19 protein-coding genes are annotated in these 21789 nt (G+C 68.5%); 8 read left to right on the top strand and 11 right to left on the bottom strand.

Annotated features, from left to right (window positions below; translation table 11 throughout):
- Window positions 1-11: 11 nt before the first annotated feature.
- Both OG947_RS09940 and OG947_RS09945 read left to right on the top strand, forming a co-directional pair.
- On the top strand, window positions 12-1298 hold the full coding sequence (locus OG947_RS09940) for a Mur ligase family protein (RefSeq protein ID WP_307096670.1): 1287 nt from the start codon (window positions 12-14) through the stop codon (window positions 1296-1298).
- Complete coding sequence (locus OG947_RS09945) at window positions 1291-1992, top strand: type 1 glutamine amidotransferase (RefSeq protein ID WP_222647549.1); 702 nt, start codon at window positions 1291-1293, stop codon at window positions 1990-1992. The genes OG947_RS09940 and OG947_RS09945 overlap by 8 nt, the downstream gene beginning before the upstream one ends.
- Here the strand turns inward: OG947_RS09945 and OG947_RS09950 are convergent.
- The 4 genes from OG947_RS09950 to OG947_RS09965 all read right to left on the bottom strand — a co-directional run bounded on the left by OG947_RS09950 (window position 1989) and on the right by OG947_RS09965 (window position 6016).
- Window positions 1989-3065, bottom strand: a complete 1077-nt coding sequence (locus OG947_RS09950) for an AbrB family transcriptional regulator (RefSeq protein WP_328813824.1) — start codon at window positions 3063-3065, stop codon at window positions 1989-1991. The genes OG947_RS09945 and OG947_RS09950 overlap by 4 nt on opposite strands.
- 20 nt (window positions 3066-3085) lie before the next feature.
- Window positions 3086-3487, bottom strand: a complete 402-nt coding sequence (locus OG947_RS09955; protein ID WP_027506642.1) for a universal stress protein — start codon at window positions 3485-3487, stop codon at window positions 3086-3088.
- Window positions 3488-3518: 31 nt separating this feature from the next.
- Window positions 3519-4925: a CitMHS family transporter gene (locus OG947_RS09960; RefSeq protein ID WP_027506641.1), complete on the bottom strand. Its 1407-nt coding sequence runs from the start codon at window positions 4923-4925 to the stop codon at window positions 3519-3521.
- Window positions 4926-5029: 104 nt separating this feature from the next.
- Window positions 5030-6016 carry a Bug family tripartite tricarboxylate transporter substrate binding protein gene (locus OG947_RS09965; RefSeq protein ID WP_328814003.1) on the bottom strand — a complete coding sequence of 329 codons (987 nt, stop codon included), beginning with the start codon at window positions 6014-6016 and terminating at the stop codon, window positions 5030-5032.
- Window positions 6017-6152: 136 nt separating this feature from the next.
- Between OG947_RS09965 and OG947_RS09970 the strand changes: the two genes are divergently transcribed.
- The gene (locus OG947_RS09970; RefSeq protein WP_328813825.1) at window positions 6153-7802 is read left to right on the top strand and encodes a sensor histidine kinase; all 1650 of its coding nucleotides are present in this window, start codon (window positions 6153-6155) and stop codon (window positions 7800-7802) included.
- On the top strand, window positions 7799-8467 hold the full coding sequence (locus OG947_RS09975; RefSeq protein WP_056444251.1) for a response regulator: 669 nt from the start codon (window positions 7799-7801) through the stop codon (window positions 8465-8467). The genes OG947_RS09970 and OG947_RS09975 overlap by 4 nt, the downstream gene beginning before the upstream one ends.
- Here the strand turns inward: OG947_RS09975 and recR are convergent.
- Genes recR through OG947_RS09990 form a run of 3 tightly spaced genes read right to left on the bottom strand, consistent with a single transcriptional unit; the run spans window position 8464 to window position 9923 of the window.
- Complete coding sequence (recR, locus tag OG947_RS09980) at window positions 8464-9075, bottom strand: recombination mediator RecR (RefSeq protein WP_027506637.1); 612 nt, start codon at window positions 9073-9075, stop codon at window positions 8464-8466. The two genes, OG947_RS09975 and recR, sit on opposite strands and share 4 nt — an antisense overlap.
- Before the next feature lie 16 nt (window positions 9076-9091).
- Window positions 9092-9430: a YbaB/EbfC family nucleoid-associated protein gene (locus OG947_RS09985; RefSeq protein WP_204869622.1), complete on the bottom strand. Its 339-nt coding sequence runs from the start codon at window positions 9428-9430 to the stop codon at window positions 9092-9094.
- Between the two features lie 58 nt (window positions 9431-9488).
- A complete protein-coding gene (locus OG947_RS09990; protein WP_027506635.1) occupies window positions 9489-9923 on the bottom strand; it encodes an SRPBCC family protein in 435 nt (144 codons plus the stop codon).
- A gap of 228 nt (window positions 9924-10151) precedes the next feature.
- Here OG947_RS09990 and OG947_RS09995 point away from each other — a divergent pair, with 228 nt between their 5' ends.
- The 3 genes from OG947_RS09995 to fadD5 all read left to right on the top strand — a co-directional run bounded on the left by OG947_RS09995 (window position 10152) and on the right by fadD5 (window position 14503).
- Window positions 10152-11564 (top strand): FAD-binding oxidoreductase, encoded by a 1413-nt coding sequence (locus OG947_RS09995; protein WP_328814004.1) that lies wholly within the window; start codon window positions 10152-10154, stop codon window positions 11562-11564.
- Window positions 11561-12880: a class I SAM-dependent methyltransferase gene (locus OG947_RS10000; RefSeq protein ID WP_328813826.1), complete on the top strand. Its 1320-nt coding sequence runs from the start codon at window positions 11561-11563 to the stop codon at window positions 12878-12880. Before OG947_RS09995 ends, OG947_RS10000 begins: the two co-directional genes overlap by 4 nt.
- An 87-nt stretch (window positions 12881-12967) precedes the next feature.
- Complete coding sequence (gene fadD5 / locus OG947_RS10005; protein WP_222638978.1) at window positions 12968-14503, top strand: fatty-acid--CoA ligase FadD5; 1536 nt, start codon at window positions 12968-12970, stop codon at window positions 14501-14503.
- Here the strand turns inward: fadD5 and OG947_RS10010 are convergent.
- Entirely contained in the window at window positions 14500-14688 is a 189-nt protein-coding gene (locus tag OG947_RS10010) for a hypothetical protein (protein WP_027506631.1), read from the bottom strand. The genes fadD5 and OG947_RS10010 overlap by 4 nt on opposite strands.
- 108 nt (window positions 14689-14796) lie before the next feature.
- On the opposite strand from OG947_RS10010, the gene OG947_RS10015 reads away from it, so the two are divergent.
- Window positions 14797-15936 carry a lipase family protein gene (locus tag OG947_RS10015; protein ID WP_328813827.1) on the top strand — a complete coding sequence of 380 codons (1140 nt, stop codon included), beginning with the start codon at window positions 14797-14799 and terminating at the stop codon, window positions 15934-15936.
- A gap of 50 nt (window positions 15937-15986) precedes the next feature.
- On the opposite strand, the gene OG947_RS10020 is transcribed toward OG947_RS10015, so the two are convergent.
- From OG947_RS10020 to OG947_RS10030, 3 genes are all read right to left on the bottom strand, one after another.
- A complete protein-coding gene (locus tag OG947_RS10020; RefSeq protein ID WP_328813828.1) occupies window positions 15987-18137 on the bottom strand; it encodes a 3-hydroxyacyl-CoA dehydrogenase NAD-binding domain-containing protein in 2151 nt (716 codons plus the stop codon).
- Between the two features lie 8 nt (window positions 18138-18145).
- On the bottom strand, window positions 18146-19357 hold the full coding sequence (locus tag OG947_RS10025; RefSeq protein ID WP_027506628.1) for an acetyl-CoA C-acetyltransferase: 1212 nt from the start codon (window positions 19355-19357) through the stop codon (window positions 18146-18148).
- 176 nt (window positions 19358-19533) lie between these two features.
- On the bottom strand, window positions 19534-21759 hold the full coding sequence (locus OG947_RS10030; RefSeq protein ID WP_328813830.1) for a DNA polymerase III subunit gamma and tau: 2226 nt from the start codon (window positions 21757-21759) through the stop codon (window positions 19534-19536).
- Window positions 21760-21789: the final 30 nt, after the last annotated feature.

Raw genomic sequence — 21789 nt, forward strand, 5'->3', positions numbered from 1 at the left:
GATCGGACACCATGATCGACAGCAGCAGACGGCACCTCGGAGCCCGCGGACGCCTGGCACTGTCGGCGGCCTCCGCGGCCGCGTGGGCCTCGCAGAAGGCCGGTCGCGGCAAGGGATCGATGATCGGCGGTCTCGTCGCGCTGAAGATCGACCCGGCCCTCATGTCGCGCCTGGGCGCGAATCGACGCACGGCCGTCATCACCGGTACCAACGGCAAGTCGACCACCACCCGGATGACTGCGGCGGCGCTCGCGACACTGGGCGAGGTGGCGACGCAGGCCGACGGCGCCAACATGGACGCGGGCATCGTCGCCGCGCTGAACTCACGGCGCACCGCGCCGCTGGCGGCCCTCGAGGTCGACGAGCTGCACGTCCCGCACGTGTGCGACGCCGTGAACCCCGAGGTCCTGGTGTTGCTGAACCTCAGCCGCGATCAGCTCGACCGCGTCGGCGAGATCAACATGATCGAGCGCAAGCTCCGCGCGGGAATCGTCGCCCATCCCGACACCGTCGTCGTCGCCAACTGCGACGACGTGCTGATGACGTCCGCGGCGTACGACGCTCCGCGGACCGTGTGGGTGGCCGCCGGCGGCGGGTGGGTCGGCGACTCGGTCAGCTGCCCCCGCACCGGGGAACCCATCGAGTGGAACGGCACGCACTGGCGCAGCACAGGTCTGCTGGAGAGCGGGCGGGAGTTCTCGCGGCCGGAGCCGCAGTGGTGGCTCGACGACGAGAACCTGTACGGCCCGGACGGTCTCGTGCTCCCCATGAGTTTGACGCTGCCCGGCCGGGCCAACCGCGGAAACGCGGCGCAGGCCGTCGCTGCCGCGGTCACGATGGGCGCCGATCCCGCGCAGGCCGTCGCCGCGGTGTCCGCGGTCGACGAGGTGGCGGGCCGCTACAGCTCGATCCAGTACGGATCCCACACCGTGCGCATGCTGCTGGCCAAGAACCCCGCCGGATGGCAGGAAGCACTGTCGATGATCGACCCGGCCGCCGACGGCCTGGTGATCGCCGTCAACGGCCAGGTGCCCGACGGCGAGGACCTGTCGTGGCTGTGGGACGTGCGGTTCGAGCACTTCGAGAACACCACGGTGGTGGCGGCCGGTGAACGTGCGACCGACCTGGGAGTTCGCCTGACGTACGCCGGAGCCGACCACACCGTGGTGCCGAACCCGTTGCGGGCCATCGCCTCCTGCCCACCCGGGCGCGTGGAGGTCCTGGCGAACTACACGGCCTTCCGTGACCTCGGCCGGGCGCTGGCGCGCGAGACCGCGAAGGAGGCACCCGGTGTCTGATTTCCGTATCGGGCTCGTCCTGCCCGACGTCATGGGCACGTACGGCGACAGCGGCAACGCGCTCGTCCTGCGCCAGCGCATGCTGATGCGCGGACTCGACGCCGAGATCGTGTCGATCACCCTCGCCGATCCGGTGCCCGAGTCCCTCGACGTCTACGTGCTCGGCGGAGCGGAGGACTCGGCGCAGCGACTCGCGACGAAGCACCTCGCGCGCTACCCCGGACTGCAGCGCGCCGCCGAGCGCGGTGCACCGGTGCTCGCCATCTGCGCGGCGATCCAGGTGCTGGGCGAGTGGTACGAGACGAGCTCCGGCGAACGCGTCGACGGTGTCTCGATGCTGAACGTCACCACGGCGCCGCAGGAGACCCGGTCGATCGGTGAGGTCATCACCCGCCCGGTGTCTGACCGCTTGACCCAGACGCTGACCGGCTTCGAGAACCACCGCGGCGGTACGACTCTCGGTCCCGATGCCGCACCGTTCGCGCGCGTCGAGCACGGCATCGGCAACGGTGTCGGCGACGGCAACGAGGGCGTCGTGCAGGGCTCGGTGATCGGCACCTACATGCACGGACCGGCGCTGGCCCGCAATCCCGAACTGGCGGACCATCTGCTCGAGACAGCTCTGGGTCACTCCCTCGAGCCGCTGCACCTGGCCGACGTCGAGCAGCTGCGCACCGAGCGTCTGCGCCGCTAGACCGAGACCGGATCCTCGGCCGGCCTCCGCGCCGCCCGGCGCATCAGGAGCTGGGCGATGAGCGGTGCCGCCACGAGCATCGAGACCAGCCGGATGAGCTGCACGCACGCCACGAACGTGACGTCGGACCCGGTGGACGCGGACACCGCGAGCACTGCCGCCAACCCGCCGGGGGTCGTCGCCAGGTAGCCGGTGAGCAGGCTGGTCCCGGTCCACGCGGACAGCGCCCATCCGAGCAGCGCACAGATCACGCCGATGCCGAGCACCAGCGCGAACGCGTAGGGGAAGAGTCGGCCGATCAGGCGCAGGCTCGACATCGTGAACGCCAGTCCCGCTTGCCATCCGATGACCAGGAACGCGAGTGGCAGCACGATCATGGGAACCTCGATGCCCACGGGCCAGCCCAGCAGCGCGCAGGCGCCGGACACCATCAGCGGACCCAGCGTGGCCGGTGCGGGAAGCCGCGCGAGCCGCCCCACCGCGATGCCGACGAGAACAGCGCCGAGCAGGAACAGCAGACCCACCCACCACGGCAGCGCATCTTCGTCGGGTGCGGCCGCCGCGACCGAGTGGGTGTCGGCGTGGAACACGAACGTGACCACCAGAGGCATGGTCACCACCACCAGTGCCACCCGCAGGTACTGCACCACCGCGACCACACGTTCGTCGCCGCCGAGCTCTCTCGCTGTCGCGACGAGACCGGTGGCCCCGCCCGCGATCAGCGCCAGCATCCCGGTGGCCGCGGTGACATCCTTGTTCAGTGCGAGCAGTGCACCGCAGCCGGCGCTGACGACGAGCGTCGCGATCCCGATGGCGACCGCGGGAAACCAGTTGTCCCCCAGCGCACTCAGCGTCTCGACATCCACCATGAGACCGATGGTGACGGCCAACGTTCCCTGCGCCGCCATGGATCCCGCGCGCGGGACGGCGCGCGGCCCCAGTCCGGTGAGGGCGAAGACCACCGCCACCACCAGTGCCGCGAACAACGACGGCGCCGTCAGGCCGACGGCGTCGAGCGCGAACCATCCGGCCACGGACACGGCTGTGAGCGCCACCCAGCGGGTGGCGCTCACAGCGACGGTACGACCTCCGCTCACGACTTGACGAGCAGCACCGGTACCGGTGTTTCGAGAAGCAGGCGCTGGACGGCCTGTCCCATCAGGAACTTGCCGACGGCCGACCGATGCCGCGACCCGACGACCAGCAGCTCGGCGTCCGCCTTGTCGATGAGCGCGAGCAGTGTGGTGGTCGCGTCCGGATCGGGCTGGGCCGCAGCGAGAGTCCACTGCGCCTCGGACTCTCCGAGCGCGGCGAGCGACGTACGGATCGAGTCCTCGACGGCGGTGGTCTCCTTCGCCTCCGAGGAGGGATCCGCGGATCCGGAGAAGGCGTGGAGGACGACCAGTTCGGTTCCTGCGGACCGGGCCTGCTGGACTGCCGATCCGAGTGCCTTGCGGCCTTCCTCGGAACTGTTGTGCACGACGGCGACACTCATGTCGGTGACTCCTCTCTCTGGTGGATGCTGATCAGCCGAAGGGGATCTGGCCGAGGAGGACGCCGACGGCGAGCATCGTCAGGGAGACGACGGTGGCACGCCACAGGACCTTGCGGTGGTGGTCGGCGAGCGAGACGCCGGCCAGGGTGACCAGCAGCAGGATGGCGGGGACCAGCGGGCTCTGCAGGTGGACGGGCTGTCCGGTGATGGAGGCGCGGGCCATCTCGACCGGCTCGATGCCGTACTGGGCGGCGGTCTCGGTGAGGACCGGGAGGATGCCGAAGTAGAAGGCGTCGTTGGTCATGAAGAACGTCAACGGGATCGACAGGATTCCGGTGATGACGGCCAGGAACGGTCCCATCGCGTCGGGGATGACGCCGAGGAGCCACTCGGCCATGGCCTCGACCATTCCGGTACCGGAGAACACGCCGGTGAGGACGGCAGCTGCGAGCACCATGGCGACGACGGAGACGATCGAGGCGGAGTGGCGTGCGATGGCCTCGCCCTGCTCCTTGACCTTCGGGAAGTTGAACGTGAGCGCGATGGAGGCGGCGATCATGAACAGCACCGGGATGGGGAGGATGTCCATGACCAGGATCACGAGCAGCGTGACGGTCAGGATCGCGTTGAACCACAGCAGCTTCGGACGCAGAGTGTCGCGGTTGGGGTCCAGGCCGTCGATGAACTGGCCGGCCTTGCCGTCGTTCTCGTCGTCGCCGGTGGTGATGTCGGCGCTTCCGGTACTGCGACGGGTCTTGCCGTTTCCGGTTCCGGTGCCGTCGGTGCCGACGCCGGCGCCCACCAGCTCCGTGTCGTAGATCAGCGAGCCGAGGCGGCGACGCTCCATGAGGCCGAGGTGGATCGAGAAGAGCAGCACGATGATCAGGCCGGCGATCATCGACGGGACCATCGGGATGAAGACGTCGGAGGGCGAGATGCCCAGTGCGGACGCGGCGCGAACGGTCGGGCCACCCCACGGAATGATGTTCATGGTGCCGTTGGCGAGGCCGGCGACGACCGTCAGGATGACCGGTGAGACACCGAGTTTCAGGTAGAGCGGCAGCAGCGCGGACGTCACGATGATGAACGTGGTTGAGCCGTCACCGTCGAGGGACACGACCATGGCGAGCACCGCGGTGCCGACGACCAGCTTCATCGGATCGTTGCGCACCAGGCGGAGGATGCCGCGCACCAGCGGGTCGAACAGACCCACGTCGATCATGATGCCGAAGAAGATGATCGCGAAGAACAGCAGCGCTGCCGTGGGGGCGAGCGACTTGATGCCGTCCGTGATCATGTCGCCGATGCCGAGCCCAGCGCCGGCGAACAGGCCGAAGATGACCGGGACCAGGATGAGGGCGACCACCGGGGTCGCTCGTTTGGTCAGGATCAGGAACATGAAAGCGGCAACCATGAGGAAGCCGAGTATCACCAACATGGTTACTACTCCTCGTTGTTCGAATAGTGCAGGGTTCGATCAGTGCAGGGTGTGTCGAGGCAGGCTGCGGGCACAGGTGTGGCGCAGTACGGAGGTGTGCGGCGTCAGCCGTCGGTGGGTGGATCGATGGTCGAGCGGACCAGGTCGGCCTGCTCGCGGAGGAACGACGCGAAGTCGTCTCCGGTGAGCAGCGCGTCCCGCCACCCGTTCTGCGCCAGGATCTCCTGCCAGAGCGGCGACCCGACCAGTGCTGTGACGTCGGCGATCAGGCGGTCGACGCGCTCCGGTGGCAGTCCCGGCGGGGCGAGGATGCCGCGCCAGTTGTCGAAGTCGAGGTCGACTCCCTGCTCCCGCAGAGTGGGCGCGTCGATGCCGTCGACGCGCTCGGAGCTCGAGACGGCGAGCGCCCGGACCGTACCGGACGCGATCTGGTCCAGATATTCGCTGACGCCGGTGGTGGCGACGTCGACCTCGCCCGTCAACAGGGCCGGCAGCAACTCGCCGCCGCCGTCGAAGACGCGGTACTCGGATGCTCGCGGGTCGACACCGACGGTGCGGGCGAGCTGCGTCCGGAACAACCCGTCCGGCCCACCCTCCGCGGAGCCGCCGGCGAACTGCAGAGCCGCGGGATCCTGTCGCCAGGCGTTCGTGAGATCGTCCAGAGTCCGCAGCGGGGATGCTGCCGGCACCAGGACGACCTCGGGTTCGGTGACGAGTCGGGCGATCGGGGTGACGTCCGCGATCTCGTGATCGGACGGGGTGGTGGACAGTGCGCCCACCAGACCCAGCCCCATCACCAGCAGGAGTCGATCGTTGCCCTGTTCGAGAGCGAGACGATTGAGTCCCACGACACCACCCGATCCGGGTAGTACGAGGACGTCGTCCACCACGACGCCCTCCGCGGCCCAACCTCGGGCCAGACTGCGAGCGGTCAGGTCGTAACCGCCACCGGCGACCGACGGAGCGATGACACGAAGTCCCGGCTCCTCCGCCCCGGTCACCATGGCCGACACCCCCGCACTGCACGCGGTCGCCGTGCAGAGCACCGCGAGCAACGCTGCGAGAGCGCTGATGCGGAGGCGTCGGTTCATGGGCACGGTCTCACTGTGTCGGATCCTGTGACTGTGGTCACCCTTTGGTGCACAAACGGGATTGTGTTCATTGTGAGCGTCCGCAGCGCACGCAGATGCACGAATTCCGCGCTCGCCCGGCGGTACGGTTCACCTCGTGATCGGGCGGCGACTGCGCATCTTCGGAACACGCCGCACCCTCTCGTCGCAACTGCTCGCACTGCAGCTTCTCATCATCGTCGCGGTGCTCGTCGTCATCAGCGGGTTGTCGCTGGCCCAGGCGTCGGCGACCTTCCAGCGCGAACAGGGTCTGCGCGTCCAGTCGGCTGCCGAGAACCTCGCCGCGAGTCCCACCGTGCGACAACTGCTCGCCTCCGCCCAGCCCCGGATCCGCACGGCGCTGCAGGGTGCGGTCGAGTCGGTGCGGGCCGTCTCAGGTCTGGACTACGCGCAACTGACGGACCCCGACGGCATCATCGTCGTCGCGACCGACCCGTCGCGGGTGGGACAGGAATCGGCGGCCGAGGGAGCGGGCGCGCGGACGGGCCGATCCTGGACCGGTCTCGCCGAGACGAGCGCCAACACCGCGGTGTCCCCCGACGCGTCCGTGCAGTCACAGGTCCCGGTGCTCGATGCCGACGGCCGCATCGTCGGTGTGGCGATCGTCGGCCGCGAGTACCCGTCGGTGTGGGAGCGCCTCGCGCAGGCGACCCCGGACCTCGTCATCTACCTTGCCGTGGCCTCCGTTCTGGGCGCTGTCGGGTCGATCCTGCTGGCCCGACGCGTCAAGCGGCAGACCATGGGAATGGAGGCCGGGGAGATCGTCGACCTGGTGCGCCAGCGGCAGGCGATGCTCGAGGGCCTCAAGGAGGCCGTGGTGGCGCTGGATCCGTCGGGTCGGGTGGTCCTGCTGAGTCGCAGCGCACACGACATGCTCGGCCTCGACGAGGACGGTGTGGGCCGGCGGGTGGAGGAGCTCGGACTCGACGACCGGGTCCTCGACGTCCTGCGTCACCCGAGCGACGACGGCGACCAGCTCGTCCTCACCGGAGATCGCATCCTCGTCTTCAACACGGTGCCGATCGAGGCGTCGGGACGGAAGGTGGCCACGGTGACCACGTTCCGTGACCGCACCGAACTGAGCGAGGTCCAGAGCAAACTCGACATCAGCCGCACCAGCTCGACGGCACTGCGGGAGCACATCCACGAGTTCGACAACCAGCTGCACACCATCTCGGGACTGGTCCAGCTCGGTGAGTACGACGAGGTGGAGCGGTACGTCGACGGCATCACCGAGCATCGTGAGCGCCTCACGTCCACCGTGACCGACCGCATCGACGATCTCGGGGTCGCCGCGCTGCTCATCGCCAAGATCGGCGCCGCCGCGGCCCGCTCGGTGACCGTGGCACTCGACGACGCCTCACACCTCCCGCGACTCGACGACGATGCCTCCCGAGACCTCTGCACCGTCGTCGGCAACCTCGTCGACAACGCTGTGGACGCAGTCCTCGAGGGGCAGTCGGTGGACGCGGTGGTGCGCGTCCGGATCGTCGCGGACGCGGACGGGATCGAGGTCGAGGTGGCCGACAACGGCCCCGGCATCGGCACGGAGGATGCGGATCGCGTGTTCGAGCAGGGGTGGAGCACGAAGGGGACGTCGCTCGACGGGCACGGTTTCGGCCTCGCCCTCGTGCGTGTCGTGTGCCGCCGACGCGGCGGTGAGGTCGGCGTGAGTGACAGAGTCGAGGACGGTAGGCGGTGGACGGTCTTCCGGGCCGTCACCGGATCCGGGGGGAGGACGCGATGACACTCAGGGTGCTGGTGGTGGACGACGACTTCATGGTCGCGCGGGTGCACACCGGTTTCGTCACCAAGGTGGCCGGATTCGAGGTGTGCGGGGTGGCGCACACGGCGCAGGAAGCGCTGGAGAAGGTGGAGTCCACCCGTCCCGATCTGGTGCTGCTGGACGTCCATCTGCCCGGCGTCACCGGGCTCGATCTCATCGGCCCGTTCCGGGAGATCATCCCCGACCTCGACGTCCTGGTGATCACCAGCGAGCGCGAGGCCGAATCGGTGCGCAAGGCACTGCGCGCGGGCGCCGTGCACTACTTGATCAAGCCGTTCAAGTTCCAGGCACTGCAGGAGCGCCTCGAGCACTACCGCCGCACACGGGAGTCGCTGGCCGCGATCGACGAGGCGGAGCAGGACGCCGTCGACAAGGCGTTCGGAGTGCGCGGGACCGCGACACGGCTCCCCAAGGGCCTGAGCGCCGAGACGCTGGCCATGGTCGAGCACCAACTGCGGGAGAATCCAGGCGAGACCTCGGCGAGCACGATGGCCGAGAGGACCGGGATGTCGCGGTCGAGCGCTCGCCGCTACCTGGAGTACCTCAGCGACGTCGACCGGGTGACCGTCTCGCTCGACTACGGCAACGTGGGGCGACCCGAGCGCCTCTATCGGCTCGAGCGCTAGTTCATCACGTTGCGGCCGGACAGCGCACGGCCCAACGTGAGCTCGTCCGCGAACTCGAGGTCGCCGCCCATGGGCAGTCCGGAGGCCAGCCGGGTGACGGACAGGCCGGGGAAATCACGCATCATGCGCAGCAGGTAGGTGGCCGTCGCCTCCCCCTCGGTGTTGGGGTCGGTCGCGATGATCACCTCGGAGACGTCGACGCCGTCCTCCTGATTGCCGATACGGGTGAGCAACTCCCGGATGCGCAGCTGATCGGGACCGACCCCGCTCAGCGGATCCAGCGCGCCGCCCAGCACGTGGTATCTCCCCTTGAACTCGCGGGTGCGTTCGACGGCCTGCACGTCCTTGGGTTCCTCGACGACGCAGATCTTCGTCCGATCGCGGCGCGGGTCCGCACAGATGCGGCACAGTTCCTTGTCGGAGACGGTGCCGCAGACGATGCAGAACTGCACCCCGTCGCGGACGCGCTGCAGTGCCTTCTGCAGGCGGTCGATCTCGGGCGCCTCGACCCCCAACAGATGAAAGGCGATGCGCTGCGCGCTCTTCGGTCCGACACCGGGAAGTTTGCCCAGCTCGTCGATCAGATCCTGGACCGGACCTTCGTACACGCTTCTCGACCCGGTTCTAGAAGCCGGGCAGGCCGGGGAGTCCGCCGCCGCCCAGGCCGGCGAGGGGACCGAGCTTCTGCGACGCGACCTCACCCGCGGCGCGGGACGCGTCGGCGATCGCACCGATGATCAGGTCCTGCAGGGTCTCGACGTCGTCGGGATCCACGACCTTGGGGTCGATGGTCAGACCGACCACCTCGCCGCTGCCCTTCACCGTCGCCACGACGAGACCGTTGCCGGCGCGACCGGTGACCTCCGTCGCGGCGATCTCCGCCTGGGCTGCCATCAACTGCTGCTGCATCTGCTGGGCCTGCTGCAGCAGCTGGGACATGTCGGGCTGTTCACCGGGTTGCACGGCGGGTGTCCTTCCGAAGTGGTGACGAGATCGTGTCGGTCGAGCGTAGCCGCGTGCCTCACTCCACCTGGCGCGAGAGGTTCTGCAGGAGCTGCGCCTGAATCTTCTTCAGTCCGAGGGGCGCGAACGTCTTCTCGAAGAAGCCGCCGACACCGCCGGCGCCCGTCCACTCCGTGGTGGTGGTGACCGACGACCCGCTACCGCTCGGGGCGACGAGGTACGTGGTCACCATCGACGAGTTGGCGTCCTTCTCCGTGACGGTCGCGCCGGACACCGACACGGTCGCGAGCACGTTCCGCGAGCGCTTCTCGGTCGCCTGAAGGACCCAGCGAGCGACGGTGCCGTCGCCCTGCCCACCCTCGACGACCGCGAAGTCGCGGTACTGCTCGGGCAGGATGCGCGGACGCACCGTCTCGTAGTCGGACAGTGCCGCGAGGACCTTGTCGGGAGCCGCACTGATGGTGAGGGAACTGCTCGCGCTGACCTTGGCCATGACGGGGAGAACTCCTGATGTCGGGGTGGGACGGACGGTGACATTCATTGTTTCACGTCCACGCCCGGGCGAATCGAGCGCAACGATCGTGTGAAGTTTCCTCGTCGGGAGGCACCTTCCATAGCGTTGCGAACAACCTCCGTATAGCGTTCTCGCGTGGCTCAGACAGTCGATGCGGCGCTCGGGGGAGCGCGGGAACCCGGCGGGGGCGGCAACCGTCCGCACGAGATCGGACAAGCGGGACATCGGGCGGGTGTGGAACGGCTTCTGGCCAGTTACCGTGCCATTCCCCGGGACGCGACCGTCCGCCTGGCGAAGAAGACCTCCAACCTCTTCCGGGCCAGGCCGAAGAACTCCGCCCCCGGACTCGACGTCTCCGGGTTGGGAGGCGTCATCTCGGTCGACCCCGACGCCATGACCGCCGACGTGCAGGGAATGTGCACCTACGAGGACCTCGTCGACGCCACCCTGGCGTATGGGCTCGCTCCCCTGGTGGTGCCGCAGCTCAAGACGATCACGCTCGGCGGCGCGGTCACCGGCCTCGGCATCGAGTCGACGTCGTTCCGCAGCGGCCTTCCGCACGAGTCCGTCCTCGAGATCGACATTCTCGCCGGATCGGGTGACGTCGTCACGGCCACTCCCGACAACGAGTACAGCGACCTCTTCCGAGGGTTCCCCAACTCCTACGGCACCCTCGGCTACTCGTCACGGTTGCGCATCGAACTCGAGCCCGTCCTTCCCTACGTCGCCCTGCGCCACGTCCGGTTCCACGACCTCGAGTCGGTGCAGACGGTCATGGCGCGCATCGTCGCGGACCGGGAGTACGAGGGTGACCGCGTCGACTACCTCGACGGGGTGGTGTTCTCCGGGACCGAGGCCTATCTGACCCTGGGCCGGCAGACCGACGAGCCGGGACCGGTGAGCGACTACACCGACTCGGCGATCTTCTACCGGTCCATCCAGCACGACGGCACCGCGCCGCGAACGGACCGCCTGACGGTGCGCGACTACCTGTGGCGGTGGGACACCGACTGGTTCTGGTGCTCGCGCGCCTTCGGTGCGCAGAACCCGCGCATCCGACGTCTCTGGCCGAAGAAGTACCTGCGCAGCAGCTTCTACTGGAAGCTGATCGCGCTCGACCAGAAGTACGACATCGCCGACCGTCTCGAGAAGCGCAAGGGCAACCCGATCCGCGAGCGCGTCGTGCAGGACATCGAGGTGCCGATCGAGAACACGGCCGCGTTCGTCTCGTGGTTCCTCGACGAGATCCCGATCGAGCCGTTGTGGCTGTGTCCCTTGCGACTTCGCGAACCCGACGGGTACGCCGACGCGCAGGACTCCGACGCCGGAGTACGCGGGTGGCCCCTCTACCCGCTCGAACCTCACCGCACCTACGTCAACGTCGGCTTCTGGTCGTCGGTGCCCGTGGTCCCCGGTGAACCCGACGGGGCAGCCAACCGTCGGATCGAGAAGAAGGTGACCGAGTTCGACGGTCACAAGTCCCTCTACTCGGACTCGTTCTACGACAGGGCCGAGTTCGATGCCCTCTACGGCGGTGACGGTTACCGCCGACTCAAAGAGAAGTACGACCCCGATTCGCGGTTGTTGGATCTGTATTCGAAGGCGGTGCATCGTCGATGACGACATTCAAGGATCAACGGAACCCCGGCCTGTCCGGCGGTTCCCCCAAACTCTCCATCGCCGAGATTCTCGAGCAGTTCACCGAAGGTGATCTGCCCGTTCGATTCTCGGCGTACGACGGCAGTACGGCCGGTGCCGAGGATTCCGAGTACGGGCTCAGGCTCACCTCACCCCGCGGCACCACCTACCTCGCGACCGCCCCCGGCGACCTGGGCATGGCTCGCGCCTACGTCTCGGGCGATCTGGAGATCGAGGGCGCCCACCCGGGTGACCCGTACGACGTGCTCCGGATGCTGGGCGACGACCTGCACTTCAAACGTCCGTCCGCGCGCGCACTGGCGACCGTCACCCGGTCTCTCGGATGGGAGTTGCTGCGTCCCATCGCTCCCCCGCCCCAGGAATCTCTCCCACGTTGGCGTCGTATCGCCGAGGGGTTGCGGCACAGCAAGACTCGGGACGCCGAGAGCATCCACCACCACTACGACGTGTCGAACACGTTCTACGAGTACGTGCTCGGCCCGTCGATGACCTACACCTGCGCCGCCTACCCGACTCTCGAGGCGTCGCTCGAGGAGGCGCAGGAGAACAAGTACCGCCTGGTGTTCGAGAAGCTGAACCTGAAGGCGGGCGACCGACTGCTCGACATCGGTTGTGGCTGGGGCTCGATGGTGCGCTACGCGGCCCGTCGCGGCGTCCACGTCATCGGCGCCACGCTCTCGCGCGAGCAGGCAGAGTGGGCGCAGAACGCCATCGCCGCCGACGGTCTGAGCGATCTCGCGGAGGTGCGTCACAGCGACTACCGCGACATCGTCGAGGGCGACTTCGACGCCGTGTCGTCGATCGGCCTCACCGAGCACATCGGCGTCTCGAACTACCCGGCGTACTTCGAGTTCATCAAGGGCAAGCTGCGCCCGGGTGGCCGCGTCCTGAACCACTGCATCACCCGCCCGGACAACCGCTCGTCGGCGCGGGCCGGCGGCTTCATCGACCGCTACGTCTTCCCCGACGGCGAGCTGACGGGATCCGGCCGCATCATCTCCGAGATGCAGGACGTGGGCCTCGAGGTGCGTCACGAGGAGAACCTGCGCGAGCACTACGCGATGACGCTCCGGGACTGGTGCCGCAACCTCGTCGACAACTGGGACGCCTGCGTCGCGGAGGTCGGTGAGGGCACCGCGCGCGTGTGGGGCCTCTACATGGCGGGCTCACGCCTGGGCTTCGAGCGCAACGTGGTCCAGCTGCACCAGGTACTCGCCGTCAAGCTCGACGAGAACAACGACGCGCGTCTTCCGTTGCGGCCCTGGTGGATCGGCTGATCCACTGACACGGACGCCGTCTCGGGTGTCGAATCACGGGGACTGTCGACACCCGAGTGGGTGCGACTCCACGAGAGGACACCCGAGATGGCGGATCAGTCGCAGCCCGGACGTGCACGGCGGGACAACTGGAACAACCAGGTACGACGACACGCACTGATGAATCCCGCGGGCGTGGCGCTGCGCTTCGGCGGGACGACGCACACCTGGCGCGGCCTCTGCGATCGTGTCGACGCACTCGCCGGCGGGTTGTCCCACCGTGGCGTGACGGCCGGGGACCGGGTGCTGATCCTCATGCTCAACCGGCCCGAGTACATCGAATCGGTGCTCGCCATCAATGCCGTCGGTGCGATCGCCGTGCCCGTCAACTTTCGGATGAGCGCCCCGGAGATCACCTACCTCGCGCAGAACAGCGGCGCCGGCCTCATCGTCGTGGAGGACGCTCTGGCGCCGCTCGCCGCGGCGGTGGGCGTCGCGGACTCGATCGTGGTGGGCGGAGACGGGGACACCTACGAGGCTCTGATCCGCGAGGGCGCGCCCGCGCCGGACACCGACGTCCCGGACGACGCACCGGCTCTGATCATGTACACCTCGGGAACGACCGGCCGTCCCAAAGGCGCTGTGCTGTCTCATTCCAACATGCAGGCTCAGGCGCTGACCTGCATTCGCGCCCTGCAGATGTACGGAGTCGACGAGATCAACTTCTGTGCGTCACCGATGTTCCACATCGCCGCCCTGGGCAGCATCGCCCCCAGCCTCAAGCTCGGCATCCCGACCGTCGTCCACCCCGTCGGCGCGTTCGATCCGGCCGCGTTGCTCGACGTCCTCGAGGCCGAGGCGGTGACCACCCTGTTCCTCGTGCCGGTGCAGTGGCAGGCGGTCTGCGCGGAACAGGCGCGCCGCCCCAGGACGTTGTCGCTGCGAGTGATCTCGTGGGGTGCGGCGCCGGCGTCGGACACCGTCCTGCGGGCGATGTCGCAGACCTTCCCCGACGCCCTCACCGTGGCCGTCTTCGGTCAGACCGAGATGTCGCCGATCACCTGCGTCCTCGACGGCGGCGACGCACTCCGCAAACTCGGGTCCGTGGGACGCGTCGTCGCCACGGTGGAGGCTCGGGTCGTCGACGACGACATGGTCGACGTCCCGCGAGGTGACATCGGCGAGATCGTCTATCGCGGGCCGACGCTGATGCACGGGTACTGGGAGAACCCTGCCGCCACGTCGGACGCGTTCCACGGCGGCTGGTTCCATTCCGGCGACCTGGTGCGTCAGGACGAGGAGGGCTTCGTCTTCGTCGTCGACCGCAAGAAGGACATGATCATCTCCGGCGGCGAGAACATCTACTGCGCCGAGGTCGAGAACGTGCTGTTCTCCCACCCCCGAATCCTCGAGGCAGCAGTGATAGGCCGCCCGGACGACCGCTGGGGTGAGGTGCCCGTCGCCGTCGTCGCGCAGCGCGGCACCGACGAGCCGGACCTCACGCTTCCCGACCTCGTCGGCTGGCTGGACGGACGCCTCGCGCACTACAAGCACCCGCGCCACCTGGTGCTGGTGGAGGCGCTCCCCCGCAACGCCGGCGGCAAGGTCGTGAAGGTCGACCTGCGCAGGCGTTTCTCCGACTAGACCCCTCGGCGCCTGCTCACCACCACGATCGCCACTCCGACGATCAGGATGACGGGGCCGAGGATCGACCAGGTGGTCGTGTTGCTCATCGCACTGCCACCGATCACCCCGAATCCCTGGAGGCTGAACAGCAGGCCCATGACGGCGATCACGGCACCGATGACGGTGACAACGGGAGTCTTCACGTGTCGAACCTAGTCCCCTGATGCCGCGTCGGGCCCGTTCTCGTGACGAGACACATCGTCGCGACGGGACACACCACGGACGCCGCTCGACATGATGGACTGCTGTCCGTGACTTCTCTTCCCCGACGATTCTGTCCACCGGTCCTCGTCGCGTGCGTCGCACTCGCGTCGTCCGTCCTTCTCGTCCCTGCTCCCGCGTCCGCCGAGACGGCCGCGGGCACGGTGCTCTCCAGCACCGCGCTCGATCCCGCGCTGGCACCCGCCGGCGCCGCGGAGAGCTATGTGGTGCGCTACTCCACGCTGCGGACGGCCGAGCAGGCCGGGGAGTCGACGGGCACAGTGTTCGTGCCGACAGGCGATGCTCCCGCCGACGGATGGCCGGTCGTGTCCTACGCCCACGGCACCACCGGTGTCGCCGACTCGTGTGCGCCGTCGGCGACGGGCACCGCGCAGTACGAGCGTCCGGCGATCGAGGCGTGGCTGGCCGCCGGCCACGCCGTGGTGGCCACCGACTATGCGGGCATGGGGACTCCGGGTGTGCACGCCTATCTGGACGGACCCGCCGCCGGTGCCAACGCGATCGACATCGTCCGCGCAGCACACACGATGCTCGGCGATCGGCTCTCGCCGGAATGGATCACCACCGGCCTGTCCCAGGGCGGCAACACGTCCTTCTTCACCGCCGCAGCGGCATCCACCCGCGCACCGGACCTCGACTTCCGCGGCGCCGTGTCCGTGGCCGGCCCGACGGGGCTCGACACCGTGCTCCCGCTGGTCGGTCCGGTTCTCCCGCCGGTCGTCCCCAGCGGCTTTCTCGGCTACGTCTTCTACACTCTCGCCGGACTGGCGGACCAGCGTCCGGAACTCGACGTCCGGCAGTACCTGACGCCGAAGGGCGTCGAGTATCTCGACGCTGCGACCACGCTGTGCGGCACCGAGTTCCGCGATTATCGGTCGGCGCACCCGGCCCAGTTCGGGGAGCTTCTCACGCGCCCGTTGACGCCGCTGGCCCCCGTGCTCGAGCAGATGCAGGCCGTCCCCGTCAGTGGCTACGACCGGCCGCTCCTCGTGACTCAGAGCCTCTCCGATCAGACAGTTCCGGCTCCGCTCACGTTCGTCCACACGGCCCGGATGACCGCTGCCGGTACGGACTTCCAGCTGGTCACCTTTCCGACGCCCGATCACATCGGCACCCTGATGGCCTCCATGCCCGCATCACTCGACTTCGCCGCGCGCGTCCTGAGCTGAGACGACGACAGCCCCACACCAGGAGGTGCGGGGCTGTCGTGTACTCGTGACTAGCGCAGAGACGCAGGCGGAGTGAACCGCTCGCCGTACTGCTTGGCCAGCTCCTCGGCACGGGCGACGAACGCCTCCTTGCCGATCGAGCCGTCCGCGGCCTCGTAGCCGACGACGTACTGGTGCACGCCACCGGTCCACGCCGGGAAGCCGATACCGAAGATCGAGCCGATGTTGGCGTCGGCCGTCGTGTTCAGCACGCCCTCGTCGAAGCACTTCTGCGTCTCGATCGCCTCGATGAAGAGCATGCGCTCCTTGAGGTCCTCGAACGACGACTCCGAGGTACCCGACTTGAAGGCGTCACGCAGACCCGACCAGAGGCCGGTGCGCTTGCCGTCGACGTACTCGTAGAAGCCGGCGCCCTTGGCCTTCGACGGACGCTCGAACTCGTCGACCATCTTGTCGATGACCGCGCCCGCGGCATCCTCGGGAGGAGTTCCGCCGGCTGCGTCGATCGCGTCGTAGGTCTCCTTGCGGATCTTCTGCATCAGCGTCAGCGTCAGCTCGTCGGAGAGCTGCAACGGCGGCGCCGGGTAGCCCGCCTGCAGACCGGCCTGCTCGATGGTCGCGGGCTCGACGCCCTCGCCCAGCATGGCGATGGCCTCGTTGATGAAGGTGCCGATCACGCGCGAGGTGAAGAAGCCACGGCTGTCGTTGACGACGATCGGGGTCTTCTTGATGGCCTGCACGAGGTCGAATGCCTTGGCCAGAGCGGCATCCGAGGTCTTGTCACCGCGGATGATCTCGACCAGCGGCATCTTGTCGACGGGCGAGAAGAAGTGGATTCCGATGAAGTCTTCCTGGCGCTTGACACCCGTCGCGAGACCGGTGATGGGCAGCGTCGAGGTGTTCGAGCCGAGCAGCGAATCGGGTGCGACGAGGTCCTCGATCTCCTGGAAGACCTTGTGCTTGAGGTCCTGCGACTCGAAGACTGCCTCGATGACCAGATCGGCGCCCTCGACGTCCTTCGGGTCCGCCGTGGGGTGGATCCGCGCGAGGAGCGCGTCCGACTTCTCCTGCGTGGTCTTGCCGCGTGAGAGCGCCTTGGCCTCGATGGCCTCGGAGTACGCCTTGCCCTTGTCTGCGGACGCCTGCTCGACGTCCTTGAGGACGACGTCGATTCCGGCCTTGGCACAGACGTAGGCGATGCCCGCGCCCATCATGCCGGCGCCGAGCACGGCGACCTTGGTGAACTGCGTCTTCTCGTAGCCGTCCGGGCGGGACTTGCCGGCATTGATCGCCTGCAGGTCGAAGAAGAACGCCTGGATCATGTTCTTCGACACCTGGCCGGTGACGAGCGACGTGAAGTAACGCGACTCGATGGTGGACGCGTTGTCGAAGTCGACCTGCGCACCCTCCACCGCGGCGGACAGGATCGCGAGCGGTGCCGGCATCGGCGCGCCCTTGATCTGCTTGCGCAGGTTCGACGGGAACGCCGGAAGGATCTGAGCGAGCTTGGGATTGGAGGGTGTGCCGCCGGGGATCTTGTAGCCCTTGACGTCCCACGGGGCGACGCCGCCCTCGGGGTTGGCCTTGATCCATGCCTTCGCAGCGGGAACGAGTTCCTCGACGCTGCCGACGACCTCGTGCACCAGACCGAGCTCGAGCGCCTTGGCCGGGCGGAATCGCGTGCCCTGGGACAGCACCGACATGAAGCCGTTCTGGATACCCATCATGCGGGTGATGCGGGTGACGCCGCCGCCGCCGGGCAGCAGACCCAGCGACACCTCGGGCAGGCCGAGCTGGACACCGGGAACGTCCGCGACGATGCGGTGGTGCGTCGCCAGCGTGATCTCCAGGCCGCCACCGAGTGCGGCGCCGTTGATCGCGGACACGACAGGCTTGCCGAGCGTCTCGAGCCGACGCAGCTGCGACTTGACCGTCTGCACCTCGTCGAAGATCTGCTGGGCGTCGGCGGGGCCGGCCTTGATCATGTTCTTGAGATCGCCACCGGCGAAGAAGGTCTTCTTCGCCGAGGTGACGACGACACCGGTGATGGAGTCCTTCTCGGCCTCGAGGCGGTCGACCGTGGCGCCCATCGAGGTCTTGTAGAGCTCGTTCATCGTGTTGGCGCCCTGGTTCGGGTCGTCCATCGTCAGGGTGACGATGCCGTCGGCATCCTGGTCCCACTGAATCATGTTGTCACTCATGCTGTTCCTCAGACTCGCTCGATGATGGTGGCCACGCCCATGCCGCCGCCGATGCACAGGGTGATCAGTGCGTAGCGGCCGTTCCGACGCTCGAGCTCGTCGAGCACGGTGCCGGTGATCATGGCGCCCGTGGCACCGAGGGGGTGGCCCATCGCGATGGCGCCACCGTTGACGTTGAGCTTCTCGCCCGGGATCTTCAGGTCGCGCTGGAAGCGCAGGACCACGGAGGCGAATGCCTCGTTCAGCTCGAACAGGTCGATGTCGTCGACCGTCAGGCCGGCCGCGGCCAGCACCTTCTTCGACGCGGGCGTCGGCCCGGTCAGCATGATGGTGGTGTCGGCGCCGCTGGTGGCGGTCGCGACGACGCGAGCGCGTGGCGTCATGCCCATCGACTTGCCGGCGTCCTCGCTGCCGACGACGACCAGGGCCGCACCGTCGACGATGCCCGACGAGTTACCGCCGGTGTGGACGTGATCGATCTTCTCGATCCAGTGGTACTTCTGCAGCGCGACGTCGTCGAACCCGCCCATCGCGGCGATGCCCTCGAAGGCCGGCTTGAGCTTGCCGAGCGACTCGACGGTGGTGCCGGGGCGCATGTGCTCGTCACTGTCGAGGATCAGCAGACCGTTCTGGTCCGTGACCGGCACGACGGACTTGGTGAAGTAGCCACCCGACCATGCGGCTGCAGCGCGCTCCTGGGACTGCGCGGCGTACGCGTCGACGTCCTCACGGGTGAAGCCCTCGATCGTCGCGATGAGGTCGGCGCCGATGCCCTGGGGGGCGAAGTAGGTGTCGTAGTTGGTCTGCGGGTCCATGGCCCACGCGCCGCCGTCCGATCCCATAGGAACGCGGGACATCGACTCCACGCCACCGGCGATGACGAGCTCGTCCCAGCCCGACCGCACCTTCTGCGCGGCGAGGTTGACGGCTTCGAGGCCGGACGCGCAGAAACGGTTGAGCTGGAAGCCGCCGACCGTGTCGGGCATCTTCGCGGCGAGCACCGCGGTACGGGCGATGTCGGCACCCTGATCTCCCACGGGCGAGACGACGCCCAGGATCAGATCGGAGATGCGATCCTCGTCCATGTCGGGGAAACGACGGCGGAGCTCGTCGATCAACCCGGTGACCAGCGAGATCGGCTTGACCGAGTGCAGCGACCCGTTCTTGCCCTTACCTCGCGGTGTTCTGATGGCTTCGTAGATGTATGCCTCTGTGGTCACTGAACACAGTTCCTTCCGACGTGAGACTCGGGCAGCACGGTGCACTGGAGACACCGGCGCCCACGAGGACAGACCTCGACGCCATTCACCCTAGGCATGGAGCCGCGCTGCCGAAAGGACCGAAACGAGCGCGCACTGTGACACTCCTGCCGGTGTTTCACACCGTCAGCAGCAGGTCAGACGTCTTTCAGCGGGGTGGCACCCAGCTCGGACTGCAGCAGCTCGAGCGCGACCTCGTCCGGATCGCGACGCGTCGACGGATCGACCGGCTCCTTCGCCTGCTTCATGAGCTCTTCCTGCTCCTCCGGGCTCTCCGGGGGAGGTGGACCGTCGTACGGCGAGGGACCCGGGTCGTCCGGATAGTCGGGCTCCTCGGGCGGCGGGGGGATGTCGTCGTCGGACGGGCGCGAGGGCGTCGACCGCGCCGGGGCGCTGCCGGACTGCGCCGGCCGTGCCGGCTCCGGGGTGGGCGCCGACCTGCTCGGGCGCGAGAACCGAGGGCCGGTGGACGCCGGGCGCTCGGCCGGGGTGGATGCCGGCGCCGGTGCCGCCGACCGGGCGGTGCCGTCGCCCGCCTCGCAGACCACGGTCCACTCGACGCCGAAGACGTCACGCAGCGCGTCCTTGATGACCTCGGCGTTGCGGGGCTCGACCAGCCTCTTGGCCAGCGGTACCGAGTCGTGAGCCAACACGATCGCCCCGTCCCCGACAGACTTCACGGTGGCGCCCGAGAGCATCACCTCGACGGTGCGGCTGCGCTCCCGCACCTTCGTCCGCACCTCGGACCAGACGGCGCGCACGTCCGCGGCATCCGGACCCTCCGCCGCGGCGGGACTCGGCGCGGCGGGCTCGGGTGCTGTCTCGGGGGCGGTCTCTGCCGGCTCGGGTGCACTCTCGGCGGGCTCGGGTGTCGTCGATTCGGCGGCCGGGGTTTCCACGGCTACGGGGGTGGGCTCCGGGGTCGGCTCGGGCTCAGGGGTGGCCGGCTGCGCTGCGGGCGGCTGCGCTGCGGCCGGTTCGGGGCGCGCAGGTTCGGGGCGCGCAGGTTCGGGGCGCGCAGGTTCGGGTGTGACCGGTTCCGGTGCAGCGACTCTGGCTGCGGGGGCGTCGACGACGGGCGCGGGAGCGGCGGCCGGCTCGGCCGCCCGCTCGGACGGACGGCGGTACGTCTGCTGCTGCGCCGCCGCCTCGAGGCGGTCGTGCTGATGTTCGGCCTCGACCGCAGCGGCCTCGCCTGCGGGCAGGGTCACGTCGAGGCGCCGTTCGAGTCGCTCCAACCGTTGCAGCACAGCACTTTCCGCATCGGACGCCGCCGGCAGCAGCATCCGCGCACACATGACCTCCAGCAACAGCCGGGGAGCCGTGGCGCCGCGCATCTCACCGAGTCCGGCGTGCACCGTCTCCGCGAATCGGGCCAGCGTGGCCGGGCCGATGCGCTCCGCCTCGTCGCGCATCCGCTCGAGCATGTCGGCGGGGGCGTCGACGAGTCCGCGCTCCCCCGCATCGGGGACTGCACGCATGAGGATGAGGTCGCGGAGTCGATCGAGCAGGTCCACCGCGAACCGGCGGGGATCGTGGCCCGCGTCCATGACCTTCTCGACGGTGCCGAACAGAGCGGCACCGTCCCGGGCGGCCAGTGCGTCGACGGCCTCGTCGATCAGCGCGACGTCGGTGACGCCGAGCAGAGTGAGTGCGCGGGTGTACTGCACACCCTCGTCACCTGCACCGGCGAGCAGCTGGTCCAGCACGCTGAGGGTGTCGCGCGGGGAGCCACCACCGGCACGAATGACCAAGGGATACACCGCATCCTGCACGGTGACCTTCTCCTCCGCACAGATGCGCTCCATCAGACCGCGCATGGCGAGCGGAGGCAGCAACCGGAAGGGGTAGTGATGGGTGCGGCTGCGGATGGTCGGCAGCACCTTCTCCGGCTCCGTGGTCGCGAACACGAAGATCAGGTGCTCGGGCGGCTCCTCCACGATCTTGAGCAGCGCATTGAAGCCCGCCGTCGTGACCATGTGGGCCTCGTCCACGATGAAGACGCGGTAGCGCGATTCCGCAGGCGCGTAGAACGCGCGGTCACGCAGCTCACGGGTGTCGTCCACGCCGCCGTGGCTGGCCGCGTCGAGCTCGATGACGTCGAGGTTGCCCGGGCCGCCGGGAGCGAGCGCGACACACGAGCCGCACACTCCGCACGGCGTCGACGTCGGACCCTGGACGCAGTTGAGCGACCGCGCCAGGATGCGTGCGGACGACGTCTTGCCACACCCGCGAGGGCCGGAGAAGAGGTAGGCGTGATTGATGCGCTTCGAGTCCAGTGCGACGGACAGAGGCTCGGTGACATGCTCCTGCCCGACCACTTCCGCGAACGTCGCTGGACGGTACTTCCGGTACAGGGCCACGCGAGAGAGAGTACCGACGTCGACCGACAG

Source organism: Rhodococcus sp. NBC_00297, assembly GCF_036173065.1.
GTDB lineage: Bacteria > Actinomycetota > Actinomycetes > Mycobacteriales > Mycobacteriaceae > Rhodococcoides.

Coding starts and splice junctions, on each gene's coding strand:
- OG947_RS10020 (WP_328813828.1), bottom strand. CDS start 18,137: ATGAGTGACAACATGATTCAGTGGGACCAGGATGCCGACGGCATCGTC.
- OG947_RS10000 (WP_328813826.1), top strand. CDS start 11,561: ATGACGACATTCAAGGATCAACGGAACCCCGGCCTGTCCGGCGGTTCC.
- fadD5 (WP_222638978.1), top strand. CDS start 12,968: ATGGCGGATCAGTCGCAGCCCGGACGTGCACGGCGGGACAACTGGAAC.
- OG947_RS09990 (WP_027506635.1), bottom strand. CDS start 9,923: ATGGCCAAGGTCAGCGCGAGCAGTTCCCTCACCATCAGTGCGGCTCCC.
- OG947_RS09940 (WP_307096670.1), top strand. CDS start 12: ATGATCGACAGCAGCAGACGGCACCTCGGAGCCCGCGGACGCCTGGCA.
- OG947_RS09975 (WP_056444251.1), top strand. CDS start 7,799: ATGACACTCAGGGTGCTGGTGGTGGACGACGACTTCATGGTCGCGCGG.
- OG947_RS09965 (WP_328814003.1), bottom strand. CDS start 6,016: ATGAACCGACGCCTCCGCATCAGCGCTCTCGCAGCGTTGCTCGCGGTG.
- OG947_RS09960 (WP_027506641.1), bottom strand. CDS start 4,925: ATGTTGGTGATACTCGGCTTCCTCATGGTTGCCGCTTTCATGTTCCTG.
- OG947_RS09955 (WP_027506642.1), bottom strand. CDS start 3,487: ATGAGTGTCGCCGTCGTGCACAACAGTTCCGAGGAAGGCCGCAAGGCA.